Below are 21,938 nucleotides of genomic sequence, written 5' to 3' on the forward strand. Positions count from 1 at the left end.
TTTCTGCTGACACAAAACTCAGCGGCGCTCCTGATTCCTCGGCCAACTCAGACTGAAGCAAGCCCCACCCAGACTTTTGCTCTTGTTGATCAGCGCCCGACCGTCATGCCAGTGGATGATCCGCCGCACAATCGACAGCCCCAGCCCGTGCCCACCAGAGGCCCGCGTGCGGCTGTCATCCAGACGCAGGAACGGCGTGAAGATCCGCTCCCACGCCGACTCCGGCACACCCGGCCCGTCATCCTCGACATCGACCCGGCAGCGCAACTGCCCGACCTGATAACTCACCGTGACATTCGAGCGCGCATGGCGCATCGCGTTGCTCACCAGATTCTGCAACGCGCGGTGCAGGAAGCGCGGCTCGGCTTCGACCCAGGCGCCATCGTTGTCCGCCGCTGACAGGCACAACCCGCGCTGCACCGTGACCTCGGCACGCAACGGCGCCAGTTCTGCGATCACCTGATTGACCAGCGCATCGAGGTCGATGCGTTGAAAGGTCAGTGCCGGCGAGCCTTGCTCCAGCCGCGCGTAAGTGAGCATTTCATCCACCAGCTTATCGAGATCCTCAATGTCGTGATCCATGCCCTCGCGGTACTTTTCCAGCGCCTGCGGGGTGGTGGCCGAGCCGATCATCTCCAGACCGAAGCGCAGGCGCGCCACCGGTGTGCGCAGTTCGTGGGACACCGCACGCACCAGCTCGCGCTGGATCGCCAGCAACTGCTGCAGATGCTCGGCCATGCCGTTGAACGCCGCCGCCAGCCGCCCGACCGAGTCAGCACCGCGGGCCGGCACGCGGGTTTCCAGGCTGCCCTTGGCGATGCGTGTGGCCGCGGCTTCGAGTCCGCGCAGACGTCTTTCGAGCTGACGCACCAGCAGATATACGATCAGACCGATCAAGGTCAGGCCCAGGGCAGCGATCAACACCAGCCATTGCGGCGGATACGGATTCATCTGATACAGCGGGCCGATCTCCAGCACCCACGGCGTACCGACCATGCCGGCAAACACCCTGATCGAATCCCCGCCCTTGCCCAGCGCCATCACCGTATCGCCCTCGGACACTCGGCGGCTCTGGTCTTCGTCCATGTCGGCCTCGTTGACCGTGACCAGCCGCAGATCAAAACCGAAGCCCTTCTCTTCTTTTAACTGCGCCAGCCGCTTGGGCTGTTCGCCGACCGGCACCCGCACCAGTTCATCGGCCAACAGATAAATAGTCGCGCGGGCCAATTGTTCGCTGATCTGTTGCACGTCACCGGTCAGCAGCAGCTGTTCCTTGTCGCTGACCAGTCGATAGACCCGCGCCGCATGCGGGCCGGTCTGCTCTACCAAGGCCTGACCGCGCTGCACCCGGGCGCGCTGAGAGAGATCCAGATCGGTCTCGGAAAACTTCTTCAGCGCCAGCGGAATCCCCAGCAGACGCTCCCAGACCAACAACGCCCGGTGGCGCTCGGTTTCGTTCATCGGTTGCAGGTTGTCGGCCATCAGCGAGAACGTGCCGTGGGCCAGGCGCTCGCGGTATTGCTCGCTTCGCACCTGATTGAGCAGGTGCAGCGCCAGCACACCAAGCACCGCCACCAGAATCAGCGCCGCGCACATGCCGCCATAGATGCGCAGGAAGATCGAGTTCACAGCGCCAGATCCACACAGGCTTCAGGGACGAACAGGTAGCCTTTGCTACGGATGGTCTTGATCAGGCGCGGATGGTCGGGGTCATCGCCAATCTTCGGGCGAATGCGCGAGATGCGCACATCGATCGAGCGGTCCTGACCGTCATAGCCGATGCCGCGCAACGCAGTGAAGATTTCTTCGCGAGAGAGGATTCGCCCGGCGTTCGACACCAACAGCCAGAGCAGGTCGAATTCGGCACTGGTCAGTTCGATGCCGCTGTCGCTGAGCCAGGCTTCGCGCAAGGCGTTGTCCACCACCAGCGGGCCGAATTGCAGGCGACGGCTTTTTTCCGCGATCGGTTCGGCGCTGTCACTGCGTCGCAGCAAGGCCTGAATGCGCGCGAGCAACAGCCGTGGACGCACCGGTTTGCACACGTAATCGTCAGCGCCGAGGTCGAGACCCTGAATCTGGTCAGCATCGTCGGTGCGCGCGGTGAGCATCAGGATCGGCCCGTCGTAACGATCGCGCACCTTGCGGCAAATGCTCAGGCCGTCTTCACCGGGCAGCATCAGGTCGAGGATCACCAGGTCCGGCTGCTCCTTGATGATCCGCGCCGCCGCCAGCGCGCCGTTGCCTTCGATCTCCACGCGCAATCCATTGGCTTGCAGGTATTCGCGGGTGAGTTCGGCCAGACGCTGGTCGTCCTCGACTATCAATACCTGCCAGGCTTCTTGCTCCACCGGTGACCTCTGCTTGCTGTTTTTATTAATAAGGAAGAATGCTCGGCCTGACTCAATTCCCCTGTGGGAGCGGGCTTGCTCGCGAAGACGGCGGCATGGTCAACATGGAAATTGCCTGACCCGCCGCTTTCGCGAGCAAGCCCGCTCCCACATTTTTCCCGTCTTTTTGTCATCTTTCGGGAAGATAAGAATGGGTAAACACTGCCCGATTGTATAAACGGCGTACAGCCAGAACACAAGTCGGCAAATGCGTTCGGACAAGGCGGTTTTTTGTGGTAGGGTTCGCGCCCTTAAAAATCCGCTGAAGCGTTTTTCCCGAGTGAAAAACAGTGACAAACGGTCTAACTCAGCAGGTTCGCGGCCTACACGCGAATCAGCCCTTTCGCACACAATTTACGCACAGGTTTATCCACAGGCTATACGTTGCAATACTCCCCCAAAACGCATTATCTTGTAGCCCGTGCGTAAAAAAACCCTACATGTAGGGGTTTTCGCAAAAAACCAAACACAAACCGGACAGTGAATTCAAGGCTTTTTATTGCCATTGTCGGGTTGAACCAAACGTATTTTCGAAAGCCCAAACCGCGCCTGCGGATGGCTACCGTTTTTCAGTCGACCACGACGATAACGGTACGGGTGTTGCAGTGACGAATCTGCTCCCCGAAAGGAATGCGGTCTCACGCGTATCGCGCGAACCGAAGACTTCGGCATGGAAGCGGCGCTCACAAGGCCCCCTTCCTGAACTGTCCCGAAGTCGTTATGCCCGGCGCGTGCCGGTTGTAGTGCTTCAGGACGGAACGGTGGGCACCTTGATGGTGCCCAAACAAACATAGAGAACGTGGAGACACCCATGCAAACCGACACAACTCGCGAGAACCCGCAGGGCACCTTGCCGCAGGCCGCCGATTCGAATTCGGATCTGGCCGCCACCGCGCCTGGTCAACTGCGCGTGATCAAGCGTAATGGCACTGTCGTTCCTTACACCGATGACAAGATCACCGTCGCTATCACCAAAGCGTTTCTCGCAGTTGAGGGCGGCACCGCTGCCGCTTCGTCGCGAATCCACGACACCGTTGCGCGCCTGACCGAACAGGTCACCGCGACCTTCAAGCGTCGCATGCCGTCGGGCGGCACCATCCACATCGAAGAGATCCAGGACCAGGTCGAACTGGCCCTGATGCGTGCCGGCGAGCAGAAAGTCGCTCGTGACTACGTGATCTACCGTGACGGCCGCTCGAAAGAACGCGCAGCCCATGCGCCGGTAGAAGCTGCGGTCGACGCGCACCCGTCGATCCGCATCACCCGTGCCGATGGCAGCCTCGCGCCGCTGGACATGGGCCGCCTGAACACCATCGTCACCGAAGCCTGCGAAGGCCTGGCTGAAGTCGACGGCGACCTGATCCAGCGCGAAACCCTGAAGAACCTGTACGACGGCGTGGCCCTGAACGACGTCAACACCGCACTGGTAATGACCGCGCGTACCCTGGTCGAGCGCGAGCCGAACTACTCGTTCGTCACCGCCCGCCTGCTGATGGACACCCTGCGTGCCGAAGGCCTGGGCTTCCTGGGTGTGGCCGAGAGCGCCACTCACCACGAGATGGCCGACCTGTACGCCAAGGCACTGCCGGCTTACATCGCCAAAGGTATCGAGTTCGAACTGCTGAACCCTGTGCTGGCCACCTTCGACCTGGAAAAACTGGGCAAGGCGATCAACCACGAGCGCGATCAGCAATTCACCTACCTGGGCCTGCAGACCCTGTACGACCGTTACTTCATCCACAAGGATGGCGTGCGTTTCGAACTGCCGCAGATCTTCTTCATGCGCGTGGCCATGGGCCTGGCGATCGAAGAGAAGCAGAAAGAAGACCGTGCGATCGAGTTCTACAACCTGCTGTCGTCCTTTGACTACATGGCTTCGACTCCGACCCTGTTCAACGCCGGTACCCTGCGTCCACAGCTGTCGAGCTGCTACCTGACCACCGTTCCGGACGACCTGTCGGGCATCTACCACGCGATTCACGACAACGCCATGTTGTCGAAATTCGCTGGCGGCCTGGGCAACGACTGGACCCCTGTGCGTGCACTGGGTTCGTACATCAAAGGCACCAACGGCAAGTCGCAAGGCGTGGTTCCGTTCCTGAAAGTAGTGAACGACACCGCCGTAGCCGTTAACCAGGGTGGCAAGCGCAAAGGCGCTGTGTGTGCCTACCTGGAAACCTGGCACATGGACATCGAAGAGTTCATCGAACTGCGCAAGAACACCGGTGATGATCGTCGTCGTACCCACGACATGAACACCGCCAACTGGATCCCTGACCTGTTCATGAAGCGTGTCTTCGATGACGGCAAGTGGACCCTGTTCTCGCCATCCGAAGTACCGGACCTGCACGACCTGACCGGCAAAGCCTTCGAAGAGCGCTACGAGTACTACGAAGCCCTGACCGAGTACCCGGGCAAGGTCAAGCTGTTCAAGACCATCCAGGCCAAAGACCTGTGGCGCAAAATGCTCTCCATGCTGTTCGAAACCGGCCACCCATGGCTGACTTTCAAGGATCCGTGCAACCTGCGTAGCCCGCAGCAGCACGTCGGCGTGGTTCACAGCTCGAACCTGTGCACCGAGATCACCTTGAACACCAACAAGGACGAGATCGCCGTTTGCAACCTGGGCTCGATCAACCTGCCGAACCACATCGTCGACGGCAAGCTGGACACCGCCAAGCTGCAACGCACCGTGAACACCGCCGTGCGCATGCTCGACAACGTGATCGACATCAACTACTACTCGGTGCCGCAAGCGAAGAACTCCAACTTCCGCCACCGTCCGGTCGGTCTGGGCATCATGGGCTTCCAGGACGCGCTGTACCTGCAGCACATCCCTTACGGTTCCGACGCTGCCGTCGAGTTCGCCGACAAGTCGATGGAAGCGGTCAGCTACTACGCGATCCAGGCGTCCTGCGACCTGGCCGACGAGCGTGGTGCTTACGAGACCTTCAACGGTTCGCTGTGGTCCAAAGGCATCCTGCCACTGGATTCGCAACAGATCCTGATCGAGCAACGTGGCCAGAAGTACATCGACGTTGACCTGAACGAAACCCTGGACTGGGCACCGGTTCGCGCCCGTGTACAGAAAGGCATTCGTAACTCCAACATCATGGCCATCGCACCGACCGCAACCATCGCCAACATCACCGGCGTATCGCAGTCGATCGAACCGACCTACCAGAACCTGTATGTGAAATCGAACCTGTCGGGCGAATTCACCGTGATCAACCCGTACCTGGTTCGCGACCTCAAGGCTCGCGGTCTGTGGGACTCGGTCATGATCAACGACCTGAAGTACTACGACGGTTCGGTTCAGCAGATCGAGCGCATCCCGCAAGAACTCAAAGAGCTCTACGCGACCGCGTTCGAAGTGGACACCAAGTGGATCGTTGACGCCGCCAGCCGTCGTCAGAAGTGGATCGACCAGGCCCAGTCGCTGAACCTGTACATCGCCGGCGCCTCGGGCAAGAAGCTCGACGTGACCTACCGCATGGCCTGGTACCGTGGTCTGAAAACCACTTACTACCTCCGTGCCCTGGCTGCGACCAGCACCGAGAAGTCGACCATCAACACCGGCAAGCTGAACGCTGTTTCCAGCGGCGGCAACCACGGCGACGATTCGGTTCTGGCAGCTCCGGCCGGCCCAGCGCCAGTGCCAAAGGCTTGCGCGATCGACGAGCCGGATTGCGAAGCTTGCCAATAAGCTGAGCCGGGTCAGGCGTCGCGAGACGCCTGATGCTTCCAGGCAAAAGAAAACCCCCGACAGACTTCTGGTTTGTCGGGGGTTTTCTTTTGTCTGCCATTTAACTGTAGGAGCTGTCGAGTGCAACGAGGCTGCGATCTTTTGATCTTTAGTGCTGCTGCCACAGATCAAAAGATCGCAGCCTTCGGCAGCTCCAGAGGATGAGTACATCTGGCAGGCCGCCATCGCTGGCAAGCCAGCTCCCACAGGGACTGGATGCATTCGGATAGAGAGTGGTTGGCTGGCAGGCCGCCATCGCCAGCAGGCTGGCTTCCACAGAAGAGCAAAAGCCAAGCGCATGCTTTTCACCACTCAATGGCCGAGTGTCAGCTCGCCGAAAGCTTTTGATTTTGCCGTACCGGCCCCGTCGGCAGGCTGAGTGGAGGGGTTTATTCGGGGGTGGGAGCGCAGCGACCGTTTGGCGCAGCCAAACACATCGAGAGAAGGTGCAGCGAAGCAAACCGTAGGCGATGCCCCCGGATGAATCCCGTAGCGAAGGAACCCGAGCCTAAGCGAGGGCCGAACGTTGGGGCCAAGCGTTTTGGTTACTTTTGGGCGTCTGCAAAAGTGACTCGCCGTAAGGGCGAAACCCTAAGTAGCCGTTACCGCAGCAACGGATAAGCCCACAAAACAATAGCCCACAAAAAAGCCCCTCAAAAAGAGGGGCTCCCTTGCACAACCAGAAACCGCAATCAGGTCATCTGAATGATGGTCTGCATAATGGTGCTCTGCGTCGAAATGGTCTTCGCATTCGCCTGATAGTTGCTCTGGCCCTTGATCAGGTCTACCAGCTCGTTGGTCAGGTTAACGTTCGACTCTTCCAGCGAGTTGGATACCACCTCACCCAAGGTCCCGGTTTTCGGCGCGTCGTAGCCCGGAATACCGGAAGCGAAGGTCTCTTTCCAGCTGGTACCACCGATAGCCTGCAGGCCCTGTTCGTTGGTGAAGCTGGCCAGCGCAACCTGGCCGATGGCCTTGCTCTGGTTGTTGCTGAAGTTGGCGAACAGGGTACCGGTGCCATCAATGGTCAGGTTGGTGATCTGGCCAGTGGCGTAACCATCCTGAGTCGGGATCGAACGGGCGGTATCGGCGTTGTACTGGGTGGTCTGAGCCATCGAAATGGTGATGCCTGCCGGGTTCGCGGCTGCACCATTAGGCTTGAATGTACCGTTGATCACATTACCCGGGACCCAGCCACTGAGCTTGAGGTCACTGCTGATCACCGGACCCGGCAGAGTGCTGACCTGAGTCAGCTTGCCAGCGGAGTCAAACGTCATGGTCGAAGGTGTCGGCGCGGTGACCTTCGGATCGCTACCGGTAGCGTCCGGATTACGACCGTCTACCAGGGTGTAGACCTTCCAGGTGTTGGCACCGGTCTTGACCACGTACTGATCCATCGGGTGCATGTTGCCCTGACTGTCATAGATCGGCGTGCTGAACGATTTGGTGTAGGTCGCGAGGTTGTTCGGATCGAACTTGCCGGCGGGCACTGTGTCGTCGATTACTGGAGCGGTCGAGTCCAGGTTGATGGTCGAGGTCACCAGCGAGGTGGACTTCGGCGCCAGGTTGGAAGTGTCGATCTTCAGGTCAGTCAGCACACCATTGATGATCTTGCCGTTGGCATCCACACCGTAACCCTGCAGGCGCGAGGTGTAGTCGGTGTTGGTGATGTAACCAGCGTTGTCGACCTTGAAGGTACCGGCACGGGTATAGGAAACCGAACCGTTGTTGCTCATGGTGAAGAAACCGGAACCGTTGATACCCATGTCCAGCACGTTACCGGTGTTGTTGATGTCACCCTGGGTGAACTGCTGAGAAACGTTGGCCAGGCGTACACCGTTACCGATGACCTTGCTGCCACTGCCCAGACGGGTCGACGAGTAAACGTCTTCGAATTCTGCACGGGACGATTTGAAACCGGCGGTCGCGACGTTGGCGATGTTGTTGCCGGTCACGTCCAGTTGTTTGTTGGCTGCATAGAGACCGCTAAGGCCGATATTGAAAGACATATTCCACTCCTTTGTGCCGGTTAGTCGGCTCTATATACCAATGGTTTGTACTTTGGACAGGGCGACGGTGCCCTTGCCGGACAGGTTGAGCATCAGCTCGCCACCGGTCTGGCTGATGGTCACGCTGTTGACCGTGGCTGGCAGGTAGGTCGCCATATCGGTCGCGGTGCCATTGATCGAGGCGTTGGCTTTGACGGTATAGGTACCGGTCTTCACCAGATTGCCGTCCTTGTCCTTGCCGTCCCAGGTGAAGCTCGCGCTGCCTGCGGCGCGACTGCCCAGATCGATGGTGCGAACCACCGTGCCGCTGCTGTCGGTAATGCTGACGGTGCCACCGGCAATCGACGACGGCACGGTGACCGAACCGGTCATGCCTTTGCTTGGGTCGTCCAATTGCACGGTGTTGGTCTGCACGATCACGTTACGGCCAACCAGCGACGACGCCTGCAGGGCTTGCGAGGAGCTGTAGTTGCCGGCCAGCGAACTGACGGTGCTGTTGAGGGTGGTGATGCCCTCAAGGCTGCTGAACTGCGCCAACTGCGCTACGAAAGCGCTGTTGTCCTGCGGATCAAGCGGGTTCTGGTTTTTCAGCTGGGTGACCAGCAGTTGCAGGAACGCATCCTTGCCCAGGGCTTTGCCGCCAGTGGCGCTGTTGGTGGCCGAAGCAATGCCACCGGTGGTCGAACTGCTCGTTTTCTTCGAGGAGTTCGCCAGGATGTCATTCATGCTCAGGCTGCTGGTGGTATCGGAAACACTCATGGCCGTCGCCCCTTATTACTGACCGAGGGTCAGTACCTTCTGCATCATGGTTTTGGCGGTGTTCATCATTTCGGCGTTGGTCTGGAACGAACGGCTCGCGGAAATCATGTCAGCCATTTCTTCCACCACGTTGACGTTCGGGTAGTAGACGTAGCCCTTGGCGTCAGCGGCCGGATGGTTCGGCTCGTAACGCGCTTCGAGATTGCTCTGGTCTTCGACCACGCCAAGTACCTGCACGCCCTGCCCTGCGGCGTCCTGGCTCTGGAACAGCGAGTTGCTGCCACTGTTCTGGCCGCCCTGGAACATGGTGGCGAACACCGGGTGACGGGCGCGGTAGGTCTGGTCAATGCTCGACGAAACGGTTTCGGCGTTGGCGATGTTCGAAGCCACGGTGTTCAGACGCGTGGTTTGTGCGCTCATGCCGCTGCCGGCAATGTTGAAAACGCTGGACAGGGACATGGATTACTCTCCGCGCAGGGCTGACACCAGCCCTTTGAATTTGCTGTTGAGCAGGGTGAAGCTGGCCTGGAAGCCGACCGCGTTTTCCGCGTAGTTCGACTGCTCAAGCTGAGCGTCCACGGTGTTCTGGTCGATCGAAGGCTGCATCGGCGTGCGATACATCAGCGATTCGTCGCCATTGCCCAGGCCTTCAGCTTCGATGTGACGGCTGTTGGTCATGTTCAGGGCGATGGTGCCGTTGGCGTTCTTCTGGGTCTGTGCTTCGAGCACTTTGGAGAAGTCCAGATCCCGAGCCTTGTAGTTCGGGGTATCGGCGTTGGCGATGTTGTTGGCCAGCACTTCGGCACGCTGGGCGCGGAAGCCCAATGCCTTTTCGTGAATGCCGAGCGCTTTATCGAAGCTGATGCTCATGTCGGGAACCTTCGGGTGACCGGTTTTTCGTACCTGAGCTTTAGCAAGCGCCGTGCCAAACAGAACAACCCCCCATAAACCGGGGCTTTGCGAGGAGCCGGCAAAGCGGCAATGCCAGAAAAGCGGCAACCGGTTTCCGCTGGCTGCCGCTTTTCTGCCGCTTGCGTGCTCTCGCCGACACCGGACAACTGTGGGAGCGGGCTTGCTCGCGAAAGCGTCATCTAAGTCAGTATTTGTTTTCCTGACACACCGCCTTCGCGAGCAAGCCCGCTCCCACAGGGGATTTGTGGTGTGTGAGGGAGATAATTCAGGCACAAAAAAACGGGAGCCCCCAAGGACTCCCGTTTCTCGTGTTGCCGATGCAATCACTTCGCCTGGTAAATGATCCCCGGGCTGCACTGGACCATCTGGTAATGATCCGGCAGACCGTTCAGCGCTTCGGAAGCGCCAAGGAACAGATAGCCGCCCGGCTTCAGCGTGCTGTGAATGCGCAACAGGATGTCTTTCTTCACCTCGGCGGAGAAGTAGATCAGCACGTTGCGGCAGAACACGATGTCGAACTTGCCCAGACTCGCGTAGCTGTCGAGCAGGTTGAACGAACGGAATTCCACCCGGTTCTTGATCGGCGCCTTGATCACCCAGCGCCCCGGCCCTTTCGGGTCGAAGTAGCGCTGCAGACGATCGGCGGACAAACCGCGACCGATCGCCAGGCTGTCGTACTCGCCGGTCTTGCAGTTGGTCAGCATGCTGCCGGACAAGTCCGTGGCAACAATCTGCACGCCCATCTTCAACTGACCGAGGTTGCTGCGCTCGAACTCATCGATCGACATCGACAGCGAATACGGTTCCTGACCCGACGAGCACGCCGCCGACCAGATCCGCAGACGCTGGTTGGGACTGGCCTTGATCGCCTCGGGCAGCACCTTGTTCTTCAAGACTTCAAACGGATAGGTGTCCCGAAACCACAGGGTTTCGTTGGTCGTCATGGCATCGACCACCTGCTCGCGCAAACCGCTGCGCGGCTGGGTCTGGATGCGCTGTACCAGCTCACCCAGGGACTTGATGCCTTGCTGCTCCATCAGTTTGTTGAGACGGCTCGAGACCAGGTACTGCTTGTTTTCACCGAGCAAAATGCCACAGGCTTTTTCCAGGAAGACCCGGAATTGTTCGAAATCCAAATTACCCGTAGACAATGATGCCGCCTCTTAAATCGTGTTGACCGCCAGGGACAAAAGGTCCCTAGCTGATATCTGCTGCTTTGATCCGGTCGACTACCCGGGATGCCAGGTCATCAGGACGGAATTTGGCCAGGAAGTCATCGGCACCGACTTTCTTGACCATCGCCTGATTGAATACCCCCGACAACGAAGTATGCAGGATGATATGAAGCTTTTGCATGCGCGGGTCGCTGCGGATCTCCGCCGTCAGGGTGTACCCGTCCATCTCCGGCATCTCGATGTCGGAAATCATCATCAGGAACTCTTCTTCCGGCTTCTTGCCCTCTTCGACCAGCTTGCGCAGGTAATCCAGCGCCTGCTTGCCGTCGTTCAGCGCCACCACTTCGACGCCGATCGTCTGCAGGCAACGCGTGACCTGCTTGCGCGCCACCGACGAGTCATCGACCGTCAGCACCCGCAGCGACAACGCCTTGCTCTGGGTTTCGACATCGACCACACCGACCGAAATCGCCTCGGGCGTCGGCGCCACTTCCGCCAGCACCTTCTCGACATCGATGATTTCGACTAACTGATTGTCGACCCGAGTCACAGCCGTCAGGTAGTGATCGCGCCCGGTGCCCTTGGGCGGCGGATGGATCTCCTCCCAGTTCATGTTGACGATGCGCTCCACCGAGCGAACCAGGAAACCCTGGGTCTTGGTGTTGTACTCCGTGATGATCACGAACGGACTGTTCTTGTCTTTCAACGCCCCGGAACCGGTCGCCATTGCCAGATCAAGGATCGGAATGGTCGCCCCCCGGATATTCGCCACCCCGCACACGACAGGACTGGACTTGGGCATCAACGTCAGCGACGGGCATTGCAGCACTTCCCGCACCTTGAACACGTTGATGCCGTAGAGCTGCTGACCGTCAAGACGGAACAACAACAGCTCCAGGCGATTCTGCCCTACCAGTTGCGTGCGCTGGTTCACCGAATCCATTACACCAGCCATGCCCAGACTCCTACACCAACGCCAAGTGTTGTTGCGACGCACATTCATTGCTAAACGGCACGGCGCTTGCTTTTTAACTCGTATGAACGCTCAAACGACATTTTTCCGACGCCTGACCTCCCGCACCCGCAAAGCGCTGTGCGCGGTATCTGCCGTCTGCTTCTTCTTCGCTGGCAGCCCTGCCGGTGCTGATACGGTTACCTTGCCTGACATGCTTATCGGCGTCACCCAAGGCTTTCTTGAGTTCACCGTAGAAGACTATCTGGCTACCAGTCAAACGGAAGGCCGCTACGAAATCGAGGTCAACCAGCTCGACCCGCGTATGCGCATGCCTATGTGCGACAAGGAATTGACAGCGTCACTGGAGAGTCCGGCACGTCCGCTGGGCCGGGTTACGGTCAAGGTCCGGTGCGAGGGAAGCTCGCCGTGGACGGTGTTCGTGCCCGCTCAAGTCCGCCTGTTTCGCGAGATTGTCACCACCACTCGCCCGCTAAAACGCGCCGGAATTATCGAGCCGCAGGATGTGACCTTGCGTGAACGCGACATCAGCCAGATCAATCAGGGTTTCCTGACGTCGGTGGATGAAGCCATCGGGCAGAAATTGACCCGACCAACGGTCGCCGATCAGGTGATTACCCTGGTGCATCTGGAACAGGCTGAAGTGGTGCGCAAGGGTGATCAGGTGGTCATCATCGCCCGCAGCGGTACGCTCGCTGTGCGCATGCCCGGCGAAGCCCTGGCCAATGGCGGTTTGAAAGAACAGATCCGGGTGAAAAACCTCAATTCCAACCGGGTGATCAAGGCGCAAGTCATCGCGCCGGGCCAGGTGGAAGTGGCCATGTAAAACGCTCAGGCAGAAAACTGGCGCCGGCCTCGATGCTTCCCTAAACTGTGCCGCAGCAGAACACGCTTCGGCACATGCAGCTCATTACAAAGTGAGCCTAAAGTTTTCCAGGGAATGGCCGAGAACATGGCAAGCGTCCAAATTCCCAGAGGTTTTTAACATGGTCATCGATTTCAGCCGTTTGAACAGCTCCTCGTCACTTACGGGCAGTACACGTACCAGCAACGCCAAGGAAACCGCCGAATCCGGCACCTCCGCGCCGCTGAATACCCAGGCCGAAACGGCCAGTACCGCAAAAAGCGGGGAATCGGTACACCTCAGCAATGAGGCTCAACAGTTGCAGAAGGTCACTGACAAGCTGCGCGATCAGCCTGCCGTCGACAAAGCCCGGGTGGCCGAGTTGAAAGCAGCGATTGCCGATGGCAGCTATAAAGTCGACAGCAACCGTGTAGCCAGCAAACTGCTCAACTTCGAAGCCCAGCGCTAGGCTTTTGCCGGCGCCAGGCTTTTGGACGCTTAAAACCCAAGGCCAGCCATGCACGACACTAATTTATTGCAACTGATCACCGACGACTTTGCTCCAGCTCAACAATTGCTGGAGTTGCTGCAAACCGAGTCCCTCGCTTTGCACGGTCGCGACATGCCTTTGCTCGAAGACATTCTGGCGCGCAAACAGGCATTGATCATTTTGCTTGAACAGCATGGCCGCAAGCGCAGCGAAATCCTCGCCAGCCTCAACCTGCCGCTCGACCGTCAGGGCCTGGAGCAACTGGCCAGCCACTCGAGCATTGGCGACCAGTTGCTGGCCCAGAGCGACGTGTTGACCGACCTGATTGCCCAGTGCCAGGCGGCGAACGTCAAGAACGGCCAGTCGATCCAGATTCAGCAGGCCGCCACGGCCAATCAGCTGAAAATCCTCACCGGGGGCGAGCCGCCAGCGTTGTATGACGCCTCGGGCACTTTCGCCAAACCCACCAAGCCGCGTACGCTCAGCCAGGCGTGAGCCATTCGATGTGCCTGCACTATCAACCCGCGAAACATGCTGGCAAAATGCTGGCTAGTCGTAGTCAAATTTTGTCTGGAGATTGAGAAAACGTGCCAAACGCCCTAAGCGCGGATGATAGTCCGCAGCCACCAAAGGTGCTGACCACGCCCCTGGAAATCTCCAGCAACCTGCGCCAGCTGCAAGAAAGCCACGATCCGCTGATCATCACGTTCCACGAGCGCAGCCAGCGCTTTCAGAGCTACCTGATCAAGGTCGACCGCGATACCGCGACGATTGCCCTGGACGAGATGATCCCGCGCGATGGCGAGCGCTTTCTGCAGGCGGGCGAACCGTTCAAGGTCGAAGGCTTCCACGAGGGCGTGCGCATCGCCTGGGAATGCACCGGTACGCTGAACATTGAAGAGTCCGAGGGCGATCGCTTCTACACCGGTGACCTGCCGACCGAGGTGGTTTACCACCAGCGCCGCAACGCCTTTCGTGCAGCCCTGAAGCTGACTGACCTGGTCAGCGTCGAACTCGGCGGCGAAAAGCTCAAAGCGCCGATCAACGGCAAACTGCTGGATATTTCCGCCACCGGTTGCAAGCTGCGCTTTGAAGGCGACATCACCGACCGCCTGCAACTGGGCCAGGTCTATGACCGCATGATCGCCACCCCGCTGTTTGGCAATCAACCGATCTCGGTCGAACTGCGTTATCTGCACTTCGAAGAAAAGCTCAACATCACCTTCGCTGGTCTGCGTTTCCACAACATCAGCGGCCAGGCGGCGCGCAACGTCGAACGCTTCGTCTATCAGTTGCAGCGTGAAGCACGCCGGTTCGATAAAGACGATCTGTGATTCGTACAGGCAAATAGAAAGGGCAGCCCCTCGCGGGACTGCCCTTTTCTATTTCCATTGTCCCGTCCTGGCCTGGAGATCCCTGTGGCGAGGGGATTTATCCCCGATGGGTCGCGTAGCGCCCCCAAAACCTGCCGATGCGCAGTATCAGATACTTCGCATGCGTTGATTTTGCGACTGCTTCGCAGCCGGTCGGGGATAAATCCCCTCACCACAGTTAAAGCATCATTCTTTGAACAGCCTTACCCTCACCCGATTCAGGGTCTGGCACCACTGATGTCCGGCGTCGGTTTATCCCCCTCATCAGCCGGATCAGCTTCCACCGCCGCTTCAGACTGCACTTCGGGTTCCGGCTCCGGTTCTGGCGTAACCGTGGTCTGCATCTGCTCCTGCACCACCTGCTCATCCACTCGCGGATCGAGTGCTGCCACCAACGGCGAGCTGGACATGCTGTCAGGCATCGCCACGTGGTGCAGCGGCGCGTCGTCGACCTGATGCAGATTGGTCACCGCTTTCGGGCGAATGCGCCACACCAGCACCAGCGCGAAGAAACTGAAAAACGCGTACAGACTCTGACTGCCAAACAGCTTCATCAGCACACCTGCCAGCAGCGGGCCGATGCTCGCACCGACACCGTAGGTCACCAGCAGCATCGCCGTCAGCGACACCCGGCGATCGCCCTCGACGTGGTCGTTGGAAAACGCCACCGCCAGCGGGTACAGGCAGAACTGCACCAGCGAACACATGAACCCGACGACAAACAGAACTTCCAGCGGCACCTGCGGCAGGATCGCCAACGGCAACGCCGCCACCGCGAGGAACCCGGCGAAGCAGCGGATCAGCAGCGCCCGGTCATAACGGTCGGACAACCAGCCCAACGGCCACTGCACCAGCAGCCCGGCAAAAATGCAGCTACCCATGAACAGACCGACCTGCTCGGTCGACAGCCCCTGCTGCGAGGCATACAGCGGTGCCAGACCGTAGAACGAGCCGATGATCAGACCGGCCCCCAGCACCGTGCTCAACGACTGCGGCACGCGCTTGATAAAGAAGCGCGGCTCCATCGGTGCCGGATGCAGTGGCGCCGGGTGAATTCGCCGGGTCAGCGCCACCGGCACCAGACACAGGGCAAAACACAGCGCGACCAGCATCAGCAGCTCCAGGCCGAGGCCCGGATGCATGACCAGAATCAACTGACCGAGCACCAGCCCCAGATACGAAGCGATCATGTAGCCGCTGAACACCAGCCCGCGCTGGTTGGCGTCGGCCTGCTCGTTGAGCCAGCTCTCGATCACCATGTATTGGCACATCATGCCCAGACCGACGATGGTCCGCAGCACCAGCCACGCCGGCAGCCAGTCGACCAGGCCATGCCCGAGCACCGCCGCGCCGACGATCCCGGCACACGCCGAATAAGCGCGAATGTGGCCGACCCGGGCAATCAAGCGGTGACCGATCTTGCCGCCCAGTACCAGGCCGAAATAGTTGGCCGCCATCAGCGCACCGACCCACAGCCCATCGACATGGTCAGCGGCCAGGCGCAATGCCAGGTAAGTAGATAGAAGGCCCGAGCCGATCAACATCATCAGCGAGGCGAAATACAGCGCTCGAAAGGATTTCCAGATTTGGCGCATCGGCGTTCCGAGCGGCTCCTTGCAGTGAGTATCGGACTATCAAGACGATAGCCCGACGGCGACAGTTAGTCAGGCCTGGGCTGCTAGAACACGCCGTTCCCAGGGAGTGATTTCATCAAAGAAGCTGGTCAACTCCATGGTCTTCGAAGCGATGTAGCCTTCGATGAACTCCTGTCCGAACAGTTCCCTGGCCAATTGGCTACGTTTCAGACGCTCGAGCGCGGCATGCAAGGTACACGGCAACGAAAGATTGTCCGGCACTTCGAATTCGCCCTGAATCGCCGCACTCGGCTCCAGCGCATGCTCGATCCCATGCAAGCCGGCGGCCAGGCTCGCGGCAATCGCCAGATACGGGTTGGCATCGGCGCCAGGCAAACGGTTTTCCACGCGTCGAGCCACCGGCGAACTGGCCGGAATCCGCAGCCCTGCAGCGCGGTTGTCATGGGACCAGCAGGCATTGTTCGGCGACGCATACGGGTGACACAGACGCTGATAGGAGTTTACGTTCGGCGCAAACAGCGCTGTGAAATCAGCCATGCCCGCCTGCTGCCCGCCGATGAAATGGCGGAACATTGCGGTCGGCTGGCCGCTCTCGTCGCTGAACACATTCTTGCCGGTGGCGATCTCGACCAGGCTCTGGTGAATGTGCATCGAACTGCCCGGCGTGTGCGCCAGCGGCTTGGCCATGCACACTACGCTCAGACCATGCTTGAGCGCGACTTCCTTGAGCAGGTGTTTGAACAGGAAGGTCTGATCGGCGAGCAACAGCGGATCACCGTGCAGCAAGTTGATCTCGAACTGGCTGACGCCCATTTCATGCATGAAGGTATCGCGCGGCAGACCGAGGGCGGCCATGCATTTATAGACTTCGCTGAAGAATGGCCGCAGGCCATTGTTGGAACTGACACTGAACGCCGACTGCCCATCCTCGCGACGCCCGTCGAGGCCGACTGGCGGACGGAACGGCTGAGTCGGATCGGTGTTCGGTGCGAAGACGAAGAATTCCAGCTCGGTCGCCACTACCGGCGCCAGACCGCGTGCGGCGTAACGGGCGATGACTTTCTTGAGTTGGCCACGGGTCGACAGGTTGGAGCTTTCGCCGCTCAGTTCGTCGGCATCGCAGATGGCCAGGGCACGTGGCTCGTCGCTCCATGGCAGGGGATGGATCATGCTTGGCTCGGCCACCAGCGCGAGGTCGCCGTCATCGCTGCCGTAAAACCGCGCCGGCGGATAACCGCCCATGATGCATTGCAGCAGCACACCCCGCGCCATCTGCAAACGCCGCCCTTCGAGAAAACCCTCGGCGGTCATCACCTTGCCGCGCGGCACGCCGTTCAAATCCGGCGTGACACATTCAATCTCATCAATGCCGGTCAGTCGCTGCGCGAGTGAACGCTGGCCATCGGTTGTCATGACGCAATCCTTGTTATTGTGCGAGCCGCAAGCGGCGACCCGTACAAAATAGGCTCCGGCTGTTCGGAATATCAAGCAGCGTCAAACAAAAACCCGGGTCACGGCAGATAAAGGCTGAACACCCCGCCACCCAACGGTCCGCCATTGCGAATCTCGGTGTGCCCGACCACGCCATTGCGCTGATGCAACGCAGCAATCCGGTTGGCGAAATACAGGCCCAGGCCGGTGCTGCCGCTGCCGTGATTGATGCCCTGCACGTAATCAGCCTGCCGCTCGAGCATCTCGGCCGGGTAACCGTCGCCGTCATCGTTGATGCTCAACACCAGTTGCCCAGCCTCGTCGCTGACGGTAATCAGCAGCGACTCGCGGGCATAACGAATCGCGTTGTTGATGCAGTTGCCCAATACCGACGCAACCAATTCGCGATCGAAGAAACCCAGCGGGCTCAGCGGATCAACTTCGTAGGTAGCAATGATCCCGCGACTGGCGAACACCTCTTGATGCGCGGCCAGTTGCGCCTCGATGAAATCATCCAGCTCGTGATACGCCGGTTGCAGCGGCAACTGGTTGACGCCGAGCTTGTACAGTCCAAGCAGTTGCACCAGCATGCCGTTGAGGTGGGCGAACTCGAAGTCGATCACACCCTGCTCCGCCCCACCGCGTTGCGCTTCGGGCAAGCGCGCCAGCCACTGGCTGTGGGCTTGCATCAGCATCGCCAGCGAGTTCTTCATGTCGTGAACGGTGGAGGCGATCACCGTGGAGAAATCCAGCGCCTGCTCGTCTTGGTTCATTCGCCAAACGCCTTGCTTTTCAGCTTCTGATAACGCGCATAACGCGCGTCGGTGTCGGGCATCAGGCCGACCATTTTCAGGCAGGCCCGACATTCTTCCAGCTCCGCCGACGGCACACTGGTGTCGGTGCCGTGCAGCAGCGACTGGGCCATGTTCAGCGCGATACTGATGTTCTTCGGTTGCATCTTCAGCGCCTTGCGGAACACCTCGCGGGCCTCCACCAGATTGCCGGTCTTGTACACGCGCACGCCCTGACGGTTGAGGTCGGCGGCGGCGTTGCTCGAACTGAGGATAGTCGGGTCGTCGGTGAGCTTGGCGATGTCTTTCATCACCGCCGGATCGTCACCGTAGATCTCCGCACAGCTCTTGAGCATCGAAGTGCCCGCCTCGGCCTGACCGAGCATCTGCAATTGCTTGGCGACCAGCAGCGCCGCTTCAGGGCTCATGAACTGTTCCATGCCGTCGAGGCGCATCAGTGCTTGCTCGGTGAGCTTGTCGGCGGTCTCGGCATCGTTGAGCAGCAGACTGGTGGCCTTCATCAGCCGCGCACGAATCTGCAGGCCGGGGTCAGACGGGTTCTCTTTGGCGACGGCGCTGAGCGTGGTGTTGATCTCCAGCCGCGTGCGCGTGTCGAGCCCGCGCTCACTGCCCTTGCTGATCAAGGCATGAGCCAGACCGAGGTTGCTTTCCGGGTCCTTGAACCGCGACTGCGCGCCCTGCGCCACCGCCTGACGATAGGCCCGGGACGCGGTGTCGAAGTCTTCGTTGGCCATCGCCAGTTTGCCGAGCAACGCCTGCCGGCGCACCGCCAGCGGCGACAAACGAATCGCCTCCTCCAGCACCCGCTGCGCGCCTTTGGTATCGCCCTCGGCGACCAGCACATCGGCCATGCCGTCGTACAGCGCCGGCATCATCGGGAACACTTTCAGCGCCTTTTCGTAAACATCCTTGGCCTGCGCCACTTGCCCACGCTTGAACAACAACTTGCCCAGCCCGGCAAACGCCCACGGCAACGGCCGATCAGCAATGATGCTGTCGTAGAGGCGTTCAAGCGCTTCGTTCTGGTTCATATCGCGCAGCGCATCGGCGCGATAACGCAGGCACAGCGGCGAATAACGGATGTCCTGCTTGCACAGCGCAATACAGGCATTGAGCACCTCGACCGGTTTACCGCGATCAAGGGCTTGCAGAATCGGTTTGAGCAACGTCTTGCGCTGCTCCAGACGCTCCAGACGCTGCGCCAGGCCGGAGCGGTTGAACGGCTTGGTCAGGTAGGCATCCGGCTCATGCTCCAGGGCGCTGAGCACCATCGCCTGACTGGTCTCGGCCGTGACCATGACAAACACCGCTTCATGGCTGATGAGCTTTTCCGACATCAAGTCTTCCAGCACCTGCTGGCCGTTCTTCTTGCCGTCGCCGAGGTGGAAATCCTGCAGAATGAAATCGTAGGACTTCTGCGCACACATCTTCAGCGCTTGCTCGCCGGTATCGGCGGTATCCACATCCTTGACCCCCAGTTCGCGCAGCATCGAGCGGACGGAACTGCGGAAATCCGAGAAATCATCGACGATCAGAAAACTCTTTTGGTGATACGACAGCATCGAAGATTTCCAGGCAATTGAAGTAGGTGAACCGGGGGCGTTTTCACAGGCGCGCAGATGATAGCTGGAGGCCAAATGCTATCAAGCGATTTCGCGCGAGTCTGAGGTCGCCGAAGGAGTTATCGGCAAGGAGTGGGGTTCTCTGAAGTGGAGGGGTTCAAGATTCCTTGGGCAGCGATTACCCTGCGCGCCGGGTCATCTTTTCACTACAGGGTTTATCTCGTGTACATCAAAGGACGTTGCATCGTGTCCGCCTGTGCGCTGCTGTTTTTCCAGCAGGCGATGGCGGGCGGAATGGATTGTGCGAAAGCGGCGAGTGCCGTGGAGAAGGCTGTTTGTGCGGATAAAGGGTTGTATGAGCTGGATGCGCAGATGGGTGCTGCATACAGCAAACTCATGAAGTCAGCGCCAGATAAAACGGCCGAGCTTAAAGGCGCTCAGCGCCTTTGGCTAAAGACCCGCAATCAATGCGTTGAAAATGTCAGTTGCCTTAATCAGCGCTATCGCGAACGGCTCGAATCATTGCAAACGCAATGGATCGATACGCTGGCGTACTTGCCCGACGAGATAGACAGACAGGCGATGGTCGAGCTGCAGCAACGTATCGAGGCGGCGAGCAAGGTTGATCCCGAGTTTGCTCTGGAAAAGACTCTAGGTGCATTCACGGTAAGCCTTGATAAAACTTCGTTTGCCGGTGTTCCCGATGATGATGAGCAAACGCATTTTCCCGAAACGATCCCGAAAGGAGTGAGCCTGGATGAATGGAAGGCATTAAATGCGTCCAACATCACAGGTGCCTCTGAAATGGGTCAAACGACTTACACCCTTACCGATCTGGATGGCGATGGATTGCGCGACCTGATCGTTGAAACCTACTCAGGCGGCACCGGGTTGTTCTGGTACACCGAAACCTGGCGCGGCACAGGAAGCAGGTTCACCAGACGAGGTGCCGAAGCTGCTACCGAACCCAACGCCGAGACCACCCTTTTCTACACCAATGATCGCGGCGCCAACCAAGCGGTCAACTGGGTCAAGGTGCATGACAGAATTTACGCCGCCTATCGAGATGGCGCTTACGGTGTTGATAAGGTCTATCTGCTCAACCCCCTGCGGATCAATCATCAGGTCCCCACGATAACGGTGCAGTATGGTTATGAACTGAACGTGCCTCGCACTCAGGCGAATCAGGACAATCCGACAGCCTATGAACTGACCCCCACCGTACAAAAGGCACTCATTCTAGGTTTATCCAAGATAAGAAATACGGAGTCGAAGAACTCGGCCCCCATCTGCCCAATCCCCTCATCAGGCCCGGGGGACGATGACTATTACAGCTACGGCGCAAGTTATTACGCGATTGAACCCGTCGCCGATTTCCCGGTGATCATCGGCGACGACTGCTTTATCGCCAGACTGATCAATTGGTTTGGTAGCTACGATGAAAAAGTCGGGCTGTTTGCGCAACTGGCGTTGCGAAAGCCGGGATCAGAAGAGCAGGCACAAAGCTATACGGTCAACGGGCGCCGCCACATAACTCAAGTAAGCATCTCAATAGGCAAAGCCGAGGGTGGCGCGGCAAACTAGACAGCAGCAATGAAAACGAAAAAGCCCCGCCAGATCATCCTGTGCGGGGCTTTTTTGCGAGCCTTGGCGAGGCTCTGAATGATGGTGTCCCAGGGCAGGTTCGAACTGCCAACCTTCCCCTTAGGAGGGGGATGCTCTATCCAATTGAGCTACTGAGACACTGAGTTATCGCGGCCGGACGCGGCGCGACGGACGGCGTGCATGTTAACGGCCAGCCCCTGATTTGTCATGTCGTCCGTGGGCTTTTTAAGTGTAGGCAGGCGCCTTGCAATACTGCGGGAACATTT

The 21,938-nt window shown here is 59.2% G+C and carries 18 protein-coding genes and 1 tRNA gene; 6 read left to right on the forward strand and 13 right to left on the reverse strand.

What is annotated here, in order from left to right:
- Positions 1-18: 18 nt before the first annotated feature.
- Both E4T63_RS20635 and E4T63_RS20640 read right to left on the reverse strand, forming a co-directional pair.
- Entirely contained in the window at positions 19-1,629 is a 1,611-nt protein-coding gene (locus tag E4T63_RS20635; protein WP_098965099.1) for an ATP-binding protein, read from the reverse strand.
- A complete protein-coding gene (locus E4T63_RS20640) occupies positions 1,626-2,348 on the reverse strand; it encodes a response regulator (protein ID WP_098965100.1) in 723 nt (240 codons plus the stop codon). Before E4T63_RS20640 ends, E4T63_RS20635 begins: the two co-directional genes overlap by 4 nt.
- 850 nt (positions 2,349-3,198) lie before the next feature.
- Between E4T63_RS20640 and E4T63_RS20645 the strand changes: the two genes are divergently transcribed.
- Entirely contained in the window at positions 3,199-6,093 is a 2,895-nt protein-coding gene (locus E4T63_RS20645; RefSeq protein WP_095137143.1) for a ribonucleoside-diphosphate reductase subunit alpha, read from the forward strand.
- A gap of 731 nt (positions 6,094-6,824) precedes the next feature.
- Here E4T63_RS20645 and flgE read toward each other — a convergent pair.
- From flgE to E4T63_RS20675, 6 genes are all read right to left on the reverse strand, one after another.
- A complete protein-coding gene (flgE, locus tag E4T63_RS20650) occupies positions 6,825-8,141 on the reverse strand; it encodes a flagellar hook protein FlgE (protein ID WP_098965102.1) in 1,317 nt (438 codons plus the stop codon).
- A 30-nt stretch (positions 8,142-8,171) separates the two neighbouring features.
- Positions 8,172-8,900 carry a flagellar hook assembly protein FlgD gene (flgD, locus tag E4T63_RS20655; RefSeq protein ID WP_097085799.1) on the reverse strand — a complete coding sequence of 243 codons (729 nt, stop codon included), beginning with the start codon at positions 8,898-8,900 and terminating at the stop codon, positions 8,172-8,174.
- 15 nt (positions 8,901-8,915) lie between these two features.
- Positions 8,916-9,359: a flagellar basal body rod protein FlgC gene (gene flgC, locus E4T63_RS20660; protein WP_003227217.1), complete on the reverse strand. Its 444-nt coding sequence runs from the start codon at positions 9,357-9,359 to the stop codon at positions 8,916-8,918.
- 3 nt (positions 9,360-9,362) lie between these two features.
- Positions 9,363-9,770, reverse strand: coding sequence for a flagellar basal body rod protein FlgB (gene flgB, locus E4T63_RS20665; RefSeq protein WP_007917581.1), 408 nt, complete (start codon positions 9,768-9,770; stop codon positions 9,363-9,365).
- 365 nt (positions 9,771-10,135) lie between these two features.
- On the reverse strand, positions 10,136-10,963 hold the full coding sequence (cheR, locus tag E4T63_RS20670; protein ID WP_007963053.1) for a protein-glutamate O-methyltransferase CheR: 828 nt from the start codon (positions 10,961-10,963) through the stop codon (positions 10,136-10,138).
- Between the two features lie 46 nt (positions 10,964-11,009).
- Positions 11,010-11,942 carry a chemotaxis protein CheV gene (locus E4T63_RS20675; protein ID WP_095137138.1) on the reverse strand — a complete coding sequence of 311 codons (933 nt, stop codon included), beginning with the start codon at positions 11,940-11,942 and terminating at the stop codon, positions 11,010-11,012.
- Positions 11,943-12,024: 82 nt separating this feature from the next.
- On the opposite strand from E4T63_RS20675, the gene flgA reads away from it, so the two are divergent.
- The 4 genes from flgA to E4T63_RS20695 all read left to right on the forward strand — a co-directional run bounded on the left by flgA (position 12,025) and on the right by E4T63_RS20695 (position 14,628).
- Positions 12,025-12,786: a flagellar basal body P-ring formation chaperone FlgA gene (flgA, locus tag E4T63_RS20680; protein ID WP_027612276.1), complete on the forward strand. Its 762-nt coding sequence runs from the start codon at positions 12,025-12,027 to the stop codon at positions 12,784-12,786.
- Between the two features lie 160 nt (positions 12,787-12,946).
- Positions 12,947-13,273: a flagellar biosynthesis anti-sigma factor FlgM gene (gene flgM / locus E4T63_RS20685; protein ID WP_007917589.1), complete on the forward strand. Its 327-nt coding sequence runs from the start codon at positions 12,947-12,949 to the stop codon at positions 13,271-13,273.
- Between the two features lie 48 nt (positions 13,274-13,321).
- Positions 13,322-13,789, forward strand: coding sequence for a flagella synthesis protein FlgN (locus tag E4T63_RS20690; RefSeq protein WP_007963060.1), 468 nt, complete (start codon positions 13,322-13,324; stop codon positions 13,787-13,789).
- Positions 13,790-13,881: 92 nt separating this feature from the next.
- Positions 13,882-14,628, forward strand: a complete 747-nt coding sequence (locus E4T63_RS20695; protein WP_135296362.1) for a flagellar brake protein — start codon at positions 13,882-13,884, stop codon at positions 14,626-14,628.
- A gap of 257 nt (positions 14,629-14,885) precedes the next feature.
- On the opposite strand, the gene E4T63_RS20700 is transcribed toward E4T63_RS20695, so the two are convergent.
- The 4 genes from E4T63_RS20700 to E4T63_RS20715 all read right to left on the reverse strand — a co-directional run bounded on the left by E4T63_RS20700 (position 14,886) and on the right by E4T63_RS20715 (position 20,067).
- Positions 14,886-16,262 (reverse strand): MFS transporter, encoded by a 1,377-nt coding sequence (locus E4T63_RS20700; protein WP_135296363.1) that lies wholly within the window; start codon positions 16,260-16,262, stop codon positions 14,886-14,888.
- A 69-nt stretch (positions 16,263-16,331) separates the two neighbouring features.
- The gene (locus tag E4T63_RS20705) at positions 16,332-17,573 is read right to left on the reverse strand and encodes a glutamine synthetase family protein (protein WP_209318239.1); all 1,242 of its coding nucleotides are present in this window, start codon (positions 17,571-17,573) and stop codon (positions 16,332-16,334) included.
- 200 nt (positions 17,574-17,773) lie between these two features.
- Positions 17,774-18,466 (reverse strand): sensor histidine kinase, encoded by a 693-nt coding sequence (locus E4T63_RS20710; RefSeq protein WP_097085806.1) that lies wholly within the window; start codon positions 18,464-18,466, stop codon positions 17,774-17,776.
- Entirely contained in the window at positions 18,463-20,067 is a 1,605-nt protein-coding gene (locus E4T63_RS20715) for a tetratricopeptide repeat-containing response regulator (protein ID WP_047295822.1), read from the reverse strand. Before E4T63_RS20715 ends, E4T63_RS20710 begins: the two co-directional genes overlap by 4 nt.
- Before the next feature lie 132 nt (positions 20,068-20,199).
- Here E4T63_RS20715 and E4T63_RS20720 point away from each other — a divergent pair, with 132 nt between their 5' ends.
- Positions 20,200-21,651, forward strand: a complete 1,452-nt coding sequence (locus tag E4T63_RS20720; protein ID WP_245223396.1) for a lysozyme inhibitor LprI family protein — start codon at positions 20,200-20,202, stop codon at positions 21,649-21,651.
- Positions 21,652-21,733: 82 nt separating this feature from the next.
- Here the strand turns inward: E4T63_RS20720 and E4T63_RS20725 are convergent.
- Positions 21,734-21,810 (reverse strand) — tRNA-Arg (locus E4T63_RS20725).
- Positions 21,811-21,938 lie beyond the last annotated feature (128 nt).

Source organism: Pseudomonas fluorescens (assembly GCF_004683905.1).
GTDB classification, from domain to species: domain Bacteria; phylum Pseudomonadota; class Gammaproteobacteria; order Pseudomonadales; family Pseudomonadaceae; genus Aquipseudomonas; species Aquipseudomonas putida_A.

Excerpts from the sequence above, each read along its gene's own strand:
- E4T63_RS20645 (WP_095137143.1), top strand. The coding sequence starts at position 3,199 with ATGCAAACCGACACAACTCGCGAGAACCCGCAGGGCACCTTGCCGCAG.
- flgE (WP_098965102.1), bottom strand. The coding sequence starts at position 8,141 with ATGTCTTTCAATATCGGCCTTAGCGGTCTCTATGCAGCCAACAAACAA.
- flgD (WP_097085799.1), bottom strand. The coding sequence starts at position 8,900 with ATGAGTGTTTCCGATACCACCAGCAGCCTGAGCATGAATGACATCCTG.
- flgC (WP_003227217.1), bottom strand. The coding sequence starts at position 9,359 with ATGTCCCTGTCCAGCGTTTTCAACATTGCCGGCAGCGGCATGAGCGCA.
- flgB (WP_007917581.1), bottom strand. The coding sequence starts at position 9,770 with ATGAGCATCAGCTTCGATAAAGCGCTCGGCATTCACGAAAAGGCATTG.
- E4T63_RS20675 (WP_095137138.1), bottom strand. The coding sequence starts at position 11,942 with ATGGCTGGTGTAATGGATTCGGTGAACCAGCGCACGCAACTGGTAGGG.
- flgA (WP_027612276.1), top strand. The coding sequence starts at position 12,025 with ATGAACGCTCAAACGACATTTTTCCGACGCCTGACCTCCCGCACCCGC.
- flgM (WP_007917589.1), top strand. The coding sequence starts at position 12,947 with ATGGTCATCGATTTCAGCCGTTTGAACAGCTCCTCGTCACTTACGGGC.
- E4T63_RS20690 (WP_007963060.1), top strand. The coding sequence starts at position 13,322 with ATGCACGACACTAATTTATTGCAACTGATCACCGACGACTTTGCTCCA.
- E4T63_RS20700 (WP_135296363.1), bottom strand. The coding sequence starts at position 16,262 with ATGCGCCAAATCTGGAAATCCTTTCGAGCGCTGTATTTCGCCTCGCTG.
- E4T63_RS20705 (WP_209318239.1), bottom strand. The coding sequence starts at position 17,573 with ATGACCGCCGAGGGTTTTCTCGAAGGGCGGCGTTTGCAGATGGCGCGG.
- E4T63_RS20710 (WP_097085806.1), bottom strand. The coding sequence starts at position 18,466 with ATGAACCAAGACGAGCAGGCGCTGGATTTCTCCACGGTGATCGCCTCC.
- E4T63_RS20715 (WP_047295822.1), bottom strand. The coding sequence starts at position 20,067 with ATGCTGTCGTATCACCAAAAGAGTTTTCTGATCGTCGATGATTTCTCG.